The sequence below is a fragment of the Neisseria sp. GT4A_CT1 genome, from assembly GCF_000227275.1.
Taxonomy (GTDB): domain Bacteria; phylum Pseudomonadota; class Gammaproteobacteria; order Burkholderiales; family Neisseriaceae; genus Neisseria.
The window spans coordinates 20,603-28,689 of record NZ_JH164968.1; the positions used below are offsets into that span (position 1 = coordinate 20,603).

Consider the following 8,087-nt stretch of genomic DNA (forward strand, 5'->3'; position numbering starts at 1 on the left):
CGCTGATGGCGATGCTGCCCGAATTGGGACGGCTGTCGCACAAACGGCTGGCGAGTTTGGTCGGTATTGCGCCACACCCGAGGGAGAGCGGGGAAACCAAATTCAAAAGCCGCTGCTTCGGCGGAAGGTCTGCGGTGCGTAAGGCACTGTATATGGCTACCGTGGTAGCGACACGTTTTGAACCGCTTATTCGGGATTTCTACCAACGCCTGCTGTCCAAGGGTAAGCCGTATAAGGTTGCCGTTACGGCATGTATGCGCAAACTGCTGACGATATTGAATGCCCGGATGCGTGATTACTTTGCCGAAAACGGTACCACCGAAAACGGTATCCGAACGGCTTGATTTGAGTTTTGGTATTTTTGCCCGACGGGGTGAAAAATACAGTTGCTACCAAGCTGTTTTTTTCCCAACGCAACCGAATGTAGCGGTGGGTTTTACACCTGCCTTTTCGGGAGGGCGCAGGCTGTTTTTCAAATCTCGGTTGCAGTCGGATTAACGGTGGGCGGGTGTGAAACCTGCCCCTACGCCCAGTTGGCGAATATTCACTGCATTGGTTTTCAGACGACCTTTTACATTATTGGGAATGCCCGTAAACCCGCATGGCAATGACAAATATGAAAACTGCCATTATCCAAATCCACCTTCTTTTTGCTTGCGCCTTGATTTGTTCCGCGTTCTGATTTTTATTCTGAACTGTCATTTTGATCCGTTGTTTGCTGAGCCAATCTTTCCATATTATTTTTTTGTGCTATGACCATTTCTTCAGCTAATCCTATCTTGATAAGATCATTCATAAAAGTTGCAATAGCTGCTATAACAACAATAACTATTGAGCTCAATACAAATCCCACCTGCCACCAATTCCAACCAAATTTAACTAAAAATTTATCATTCAAAATATTAAATATTAAGAAAAATAACATAAATCCATAAAAAACAATCATAAATTTATTAATATTTCTTACATAATTCCTCCTCTTTAATTCCCTATAACGGCCTTTAAATATAATTAAATTTTCACTAATTGAATATTTCAAATATTTTCCACGAACAGATGGATAATGATTTAAAAATAGAGTTGGATTCTTCTGTTCCAAACAGTATAATATCTCAGTTGCTGATAAGTTTTCCTTACCAGATAACACATAGAATCCTTTTTCTATTAAAAATGGATGCTTATACACCACGTCCCCATTTTTTTCTTTTTTTATTTCATCTAGAAATTTTTTAGAAAATTCATAATACTCAAGACGCTTCTTGCTCACACTAAAAAAATTATTAGAAACAAAACCATTTGCAACTCGAATTACTGCAAAAATGCCACTAATAATTGCTACAATAGCAGCAACATCCTGAATAGTAATATTTAGGGATAAATTATTTAAATCCATAATTTAGATTATTCCTTATTTTAATTAACCCATTTTGTCGGATACAAGTATCCGACTACACATCTCTTTTCAGACGACCTCAATCCACCAAGCTCCCGCTCGGGTTCAAAATCGCTTTAAACGTATTTCCCTCCAGCGACACCAGCAACACCGCGTCGCCCTGTTTCAATACTTCGTCGGAATCCGGTTCCGCCATCACATAATGCTGTTGACCATACACATCCTTCACCCGCACCTGCGCCGCGCTGCCCGCCCGTGCTTCGCCCAGCACTACCGTACCGATGCGTCCGATTAGGCTTTCCTGCGAAACGGCGGTGGTTTCGTCTTTGGGCATGATTTTGTACAGTCCGCCCGCCGTCAGGCGCACCAGTGGCAGCGAAAGGAACCACACGGCGACTGCCGCCAGCCATCCGTTCAGATAGCTGCCGAACACGGCGGCAAAGGTCGTCTGAAACAGGTAGCCCGTCAGTCCGTACACGGCAAGGAACACCACCATCAGCATCAACACCGGCACGCGCCCGACATACAGCCAGCTCAGAAACCTGACGAATACGCCCGCGTCCGCTGCGTCCAGCCCGACTTCGGCGTGCGCGGTTTCGGTCAGGCTGTCGGGCAGCAGGTTGTCCAGCCAGTCGCTGATGCCGCCCGCCAGCATGGAGATGACTTCCAACACGCCGAGTAAAACCATCAGCGCGATGGCGATGCCGAAGATTTCCGTTTCGGGGGCGTTGATTAGATTCCACATTATCGTGTTCCTTTTTATTCTTGCATTTCAAACAGGTATTGGATTTTCAGACGACCTCTCCGCTCTCAATCTCGGCGCGGCATTCAATTGGAAAGTTGACCGAATTGGCGATGAAACACAGGCAGTGCGCTTCGTGGTGCAGTTCCAAAGCCTTGGCGCGGTCGCTTCCTGCGGCGATGGTAACGCGCGGCTTCAACACGGCGGAGACGAAACGCCCCGCGCTCCCATTCCCGCCTTCGTCCATCACCGCTTCGGCATGATCGGTGTAGGCGGTAACGCAGATGCCCGCGTCGGCACACAGGTGCAGGTACCATAGTTTGTGGCAGGCAGAAACGGCGGCCAGCAGCATTTCTTCGGGGTTCCAGCGGCCCGCATCGCCGCGGAAGGCCGGGTCGGCGGAACCGTGCAGGTCGGGCTTGCCCTCGGCGGAAACGGTAAAGTTGCGCAAATAAGCGGTGTAGGACGAAGTGCCTTCGCCGAGATTGCCCGTCCATGTTGTCGCGGTGCGGTAAGTGTGTTTTTTGCTCATTTTGACATTCCTTTCAATTATTTACTGTTCGCAGCAATAAAGACGGTATCCGCCTTGAAACGCCGACTCTAGTTGAGCCAGGCATAAGCCGATGCGCCCGCCGCCAAACTGATGCCCAGCCACAGCAGGATTTTGGTTTCCGCCCATACGTCATCCCAATACCGCCCCCGCAGTGCGCTGATAATGTCGGGTGTGCAATAGAATTCGACGCATTCGACAAATTCGTCCCAATCCTTAAACATCACAAAGTAAAGCAAGACGGCGGTTAGCAAGCCGATCAAAATGGCAAAAATCATGAAATTCCCCTATTTTTCAGACGACCTGTGCGTATCGTAAAGAAAGGTCGTCTGAAAACGCTCCTAACTTTTCCCTAAGTCCTGCGTGTTTAAATGTCTATACCGACAACAGACGCAAAGGGAACGAAATGAAACATTCTCAGTCGCAATATACAAAGCCGTCCAAACCGCTTTTGAAAAAACTGCTGCTTCCTGTCGCCGCTGTTTGCGCCATTTTTCTTGCAGCAGAAGGTTTCGACCTTTACGAAGACTACGCCCAATACCGCATGGAGACAGACCCCGCGTTCGCGCAACACCACGACCGCGCTTTGTCCATCCTGCACAGCAGGGGCTACGAAGTCCACGATTCCGACACCGACCTCTATTGGGCAAGACCCGTTTTGGAATTTGAGGCCTACAAAGGCAGCTTGGAATACAAAATCGTGATGTCTTATCCCGATTTAAACATTCTCGTAGAACGCGTCGATTTATAATCCGCGCCCGAACATTCTTTACTTACCCCACGTCCCGAAAGGATACGACATGAAAAAACTCTTACCGGTATTACTCTTAGGCAGTATCGCACTGACCGCTTGTGCCGCTCCCTATCCTTACGACTATTACGATGACGACTATCGTACCGACCGCTACGAGCAGCGTTATGACCGTTACGATGACCGCTATGAGCGCGATTACGACCGTAATGACGACTACCGTTACCGCGACGGCAAATATTACGATGACGACTACATCGAACACCAAATTTACAGCGATCCGTCTTTCGAGCAAAAACGCGCACAAGTGATGCGGATTCTCGAACGACGCGGCTACCAAGTTCACGAAATCGAAGCCGACGACCGCCGCGGCCGCCCCGTATTGAAAGCCGAAGCCTTCAAAAACGGACGCGAATACGATATCGTTTTCTCATGGCCGGATTTACGCATCATCAGCGAACGCATCGACTACTGATCCGTTCCGCCACACGCCGCAAGGACAAGCTCCGCGCGGCGTTTTTCTTTTCAGACGACCCTTTCTGACAAAGGAGGTCGTCTGAAAACTTATTTCCCCGCCTTCAGTGCCGCCAATCGTTCGGCAATACGGTTGTTGCGGCTCAAGTCTTCCAATTCCTTCAATTTTGCCAACTGCGCGGCATCGGTGCTGCTGTGTACCGCGTTCTGACGTCCCATCACGCGGTCGAAAGCGTTGCCGCTTTTTTCGGCATCACGGGCGATGCGGTTAAGGTCGCTGCCGCCTGCCGCTTTGCCTGCGCCCGCGCTTTGCTGCGCGGCGCGCCAGTCTTGCAACTGCTGCTGCATCTCGCGTTTTTTCGCCTGCAAGGCGGCGATAAAGCCTTCAAGTTCTTTTTCCTGCGCGGCACAGTCGGCAATGGTGTTTTCCAAAACAGGCAGACGCGCTTCGATGTCCATTTGTTCGGCGATGCCCGCTTCGGCAAGGTCGTCGCGCCCCGCGGCTACGGCGGCTTGCAGGTTGGCATCGATGGCTTCGTGGCGGTTGCTCTCGTCCGCCATTTTCTTGGCGGCAAGGTGTTTCTGCGCCAACACTTTGCCCAATTCAGCACGCACTTCGTCCACCGCCCGCTCGATTTCGCGGATGCTCTCGTTCATTACTGCTTCGGGCGCAAGGTTCTCCGCCGCATCAATCAAGGCATGAAAGCCGCCGCTCACCAGACGGCCCACTCTGCGGGATAGGGTTTCGCTCATTTGGATTTTCCTTTCAATAAAATGTGTTTGATTTAAGTTGGCACGGGGATAATCAACCGTCCGTCATTCCCGCGCAGGCGGGAATCCAGACCTTGCGTTTTCGGAATATTCGGGAATGGCAACCTATACAGGAATAGCGGCAAACAAATACTTCTATTTCATGCGCCCCATTTTTTCAGACGACCTCAAACTTCGCCCGCCTGCTGCACAATCTTCGCCAGTTTCAAAGTGTTTTCAAGCTGTTGCAACACGGTATCGTCGTATGCCGCGCCTTTGCCGGTTACGGCGAGTTGCAAGATGCTGTCGGTCAGGCGGACGATGCGCCACATCAGTTCGCGTTCGTATTTTTTCAAACTGTCGAGGTCGGCTTCTTCGGGCAGGTCGGCGGCAAGCGTCGCGCCCAAGTCGGGCAGCTGCTCAAACAATCGCGCGACGATATGCGAATGCGCTCCCGCCTGCTTTTCCGCGTGCAGCACGTCATGTTTCGCCGCTTGGAAAAACTGCTCCTGCGCCGTCAGCGCGGAACCGTAATCGCGCGTCTGCGTATGCGCCAAACGCGCCTGCTTGAGCAGCTCGCGGATTTTTTCAGACGGTGTATTCGCGCCCTCGATTTTTAATTCTGCAATAAAATCAGCATCTTCCTGAGTAATTCGCACGCTGACGGGGATACGGTTTGTCGCATTCATATTCGTTTGATTTAGTTTGTATTCATTTGTATGCAAATATACAAGATAAAATGACAAGGCGCAATATTTGAAATGGTTTATTTTTGTAAACCCTAAAATGCGCTGAAACACGTTTGCGGATACATGGGGAGAACCGAGCTTTTCCTTTATAATCCATCCATCTATTTTTCACTTATTTCAAGCAGGTTCACCATGTCCAAACCCACTCTCCTCCTCGTTGACGGCTCTTCTTATCTCTACCGCGCTTATCACGCGATGGCGCAGTTGTCCGCGCCTGACGGTGCGCCGACGGGTGCGCTTTATGGCGTGTTGAACATGTTGCGCCGGCTGCGGGCGGATTATGTGCACGATTATTGCGCGGTGGTGTTTGATGCGAAGGGCAAGAATTTCCGCCACGAGATGTTCCCCGACTACAAGGCGACGCGCCCGCCGATGCCGGACGATTTGCGCCCGCAGGCGGAAGCCTTGCCGGATTTGGTGCGGCTGATGGGCTGGCCGGTGCTGGTGATTCCGCAAGTGGAAGCGGACGACGTTATCGGCACGCTGGCGGCAATGGCAGGCGAAGCGGGTTGGAATGTGGTGGTGTCCACCGGCGATAAGGACATGGCGCAGCTGGTGAACGAGCGCGTAACGCTGGTGAACACGATGAGCGGCGAAAAGCTGGACATTGAAGGTGTGAAGGAAAAATTCGGCGTGCGCCCCGACCAAATCCGCGATTATCTCGCGCTGATGGGCGACAAGGTGGACAATGTGCCGGGCGTGGAGAAGTGCGGCCCGAAAACGGCGGTGAAGTGGTTGGAAGCCTACGGCTCGCTGGCCGGTGTGATGGAGCACGCTGCGGAAATCAAGGGTAAGGTCGGCGAAAACCTGCAAGCCGCGCTGCCCCAACTGCCGTTGTCGTATGATTTGGTGACGATTAAAACCGATGTGGACTTGCACTCGGAGCTTTCAGACGGCCTCGAAAGCCTGCGCCGCACTTCGCCGAAATGGTCGCAGCTTGCGGTCGATTTCAAACGCTGGGGCTTCCGCACTTGGTTGAAAGAAGCGGAAAGCCGTATGCACGAAGCGGCGGACGGCGATTTGTTCGGCAGCGATACGATAGGCGAACAGGCGGCGTTGGACATGGAAACGTCGTCTGAAAGGCTACCTGAAAAAGCCGTTGCGCCCGAAAAACTGGATTATCAGGCCGTTACCACCGAAGCGCAGTTTGCCGCTTTGTTGGACAAACTGTCGCGGGCGGACACCATCGGCATCGACACGGAAACCACGTCATTAGACGCGATGAACGCCGCGCTGGTCGGCATCAGCATCGCGTTCCAAGCTGGCGAAGCGGTTTACATCCCCGTAGGCCACAGCCTGACCGCCGCGCCCGAACAGATTGATTTGCAAGACGTATTAGGCCGTCTGAAACCGTATTTGGAAAACCCCGCCCTGAAAAAAATCGGGCAAAACCTCAAATACGACCAACACGTTTTCGCCAACTACGGCATCGCCCTGAACGGCATTGCCGGCGACGCCATGCTCGCTTCCTACATCATCGAGAGCCATCTCGGACACGGCTTGGACGAATTGTCCGAACGCTGGTTGGGATTGGAAACCATTACCTACGAATCACTGTGCGGCAAAGGCGCGAAACAAATCGGTTTTGCCGACGTCGCCATCGGGCAGGCGACCGAATACGCCGCCCAAGACGCCGATTTCGCCCTGCGCCTCGAAGCGCACCTGCGCGCGCAGATGGATGCCAAACAGCTTGAAATGTATGAAAAAATGGAGCTGCCCGTCGCGCAGGTATTGTTTGAAATGGAACGCAACGGCGTGCAAATCGACCGCGCCGAACTCGTCCGCCAAAGCGCAGAACTCGGCGCCGAGCTGATGAAGCTCGAACAAGAAGCCTACGCCGCTGCAGGCCAGCCGTTCAACCTCAACTCGCCTAAACAGCTGCAAGAAATCCTGTTCGACAAAATGGGCATCCCCACCAAAGGCCTGAAAAAAACCGCCAAAGGCGGCATTTCCACCAACGAAGCCGTGCTCGAACAGCTCGCGCCCGACTACCCCCTGCCCAAAATCATCCTGCAAAACCGCAGCCTGGCAAAACTCAAATCCACCTACACCGACAAACTGCCCGAAATGATTTCCCCCAAAGACGGCCGCGTGCATACCACCTACGCCCAAGCCGTCGCCATTACCGGCCGCCTCGCCAGCAACAACCCCAACCTGCAAAACATCCCCATCCGCACCGCCGAAGGCCGCCGCGTGCGCCGCGCCTTCACCGCACCGCAAGGCAGCGTCATCGTTTCCGCCGACTATTCCCAAATCGAATTGCGCATCATGGCGCACCTCTCCGGCGATAAAACCCTCATCGCCGCGTTCCAAAACGGCGAAGACGTACACCGCCGCACCGCCGCCGAAGTATTCGGCATCGCCCCCGAAAACGTCTCGTCCGAACAACGCCGCTACGCCAAAACCATCAACTTCGGCCTGATTTACGGCATGGGCCAATACGGCCTCGCCAAATCGCTGGGCATAGACAACCTGTCCGCCAAAACCTTCATCGACCGCTACTTCGCCCGCTACCCCGGCGTCGCCGAATACATGCAGCGCACCAAAGAACAAGCCGCCGCCCAAGGCTACGTCGAAACCCTGTTCGGCCGCCGCCTCTACCTGCCCGACATCCGCAACAAAAACGCCAACGCCCGCGCCGGAGCCGAACGCGCCGCCATCAACGCCCCACTGCAAGG

General features: G+C 52.9%; 10 protein-coding genes. 4 read left to right on the forward strand and 6 right to left on the reverse strand.

The genetic code is table 11. From position 1 onward, the window contains the following. A partial coding sequence (locus HMPREF1028_RS08845) for a transposase (RefSeq protein ID WP_156798142.1) occupies nt 1-344 on the forward strand: 344 nt, incomplete at its 5' end. A gap of 341 nt (nt 345-685) precedes the next feature. Here the strand turns inward: HMPREF1028_RS08845 and HMPREF1028_RS08850 are convergent. The 4 genes from HMPREF1028_RS08850 to HMPREF1028_RS08865 form a co-directional block, all read right to left on the reverse strand. Further along, on the reverse strand, nt 686-1,393 hold the full coding sequence (locus HMPREF1028_RS08850; RefSeq protein WP_009312446.1) for a hypothetical protein: 708 nt from the start codon (nt 1,391-1,393) through the stop codon (nt 686-688). 79 nt (nt 1,394-1,472) lie between these two features. Next, complete coding sequence (locus tag HMPREF1028_RS08855) at nt 1,473-2,138, reverse strand: YqiJ family protein (protein ID WP_003767067.1); 666 nt, start codon at nt 2,136-2,138, stop codon at nt 1,473-1,475. Between the two features lie 46 nt (nt 2,139-2,184). Continuing rightward, the gene (locus HMPREF1028_RS08860; protein ID WP_009312447.1) at nt 2,185-2,667 is read right to left on the reverse strand and encodes an OsmC family protein; all 483 of its coding nucleotides are present in this window, start codon (nt 2,665-2,667) and stop codon (nt 2,185-2,187) included. 68 nt (nt 2,668-2,735) lie between these two features. Further along, nucleotides 2,736-2,963, reverse strand: a complete 228-nt coding sequence (locus HMPREF1028_RS08865; protein WP_003743669.1) for a hypothetical protein — start codon at nt 2,961-2,963, stop codon at nt 2,736-2,738. Between the two features lie 128 nt (nt 2,964-3,091). Here HMPREF1028_RS08865 and HMPREF1028_RS08870 point away from each other — a divergent pair, with 128 nt between their 5' ends. Together HMPREF1028_RS08870 and HMPREF1028_RS08875 are read left to right on the forward strand one after the other, a co-directional pair. Continuing rightward, entirely contained in the window at nt 3,092-3,436 is a 345-nt protein-coding gene (locus HMPREF1028_RS08870; protein WP_009312448.1) for a hypothetical protein, read from the forward strand. A 49-nt stretch (nt 3,437-3,485) separates the two neighbouring features. Continuing rightward, nucleotides 3,486-3,911, forward strand: coding sequence for a PepSY domain-containing protein (locus HMPREF1028_RS08875; RefSeq protein WP_009312449.1), 426 nt, complete (start codon nt 3,486-3,488; stop codon nt 3,909-3,911). Nucleotides 3,912-4,000: 89 nt separating this feature from the next. Here HMPREF1028_RS08875 and HMPREF1028_RS08880 read toward each other — a convergent pair whose 3' ends face one another. Beyond that, nucleotides 4,001-4,663, reverse strand: a complete 663-nt coding sequence (locus HMPREF1028_RS08880; RefSeq protein WP_009312450.1) for a PspA/IM30 family protein — start codon at nt 4,661-4,663, stop codon at nt 4,001-4,003. A gap of 185 nt (nt 4,664-4,848) precedes the next feature. Next, entirely contained in the window at nt 4,849-5,349 is a 501-nt protein-coding gene (locus HMPREF1028_RS08885) for a hypothetical protein (protein WP_009312451.1), read from the reverse strand. Between the two features lie 192 nt (nt 5,350-5,541). On the opposite strand from HMPREF1028_RS08885, the gene polA reads away from it, so the two are divergent. Further along, nucleotides 5,542-8,087, forward strand: a 2,546-nt coding sequence (gene polA / locus HMPREF1028_RS08890) for a DNA polymerase I (protein WP_009312452.1), incomplete at its 3' end; no start/stop codon positions are given.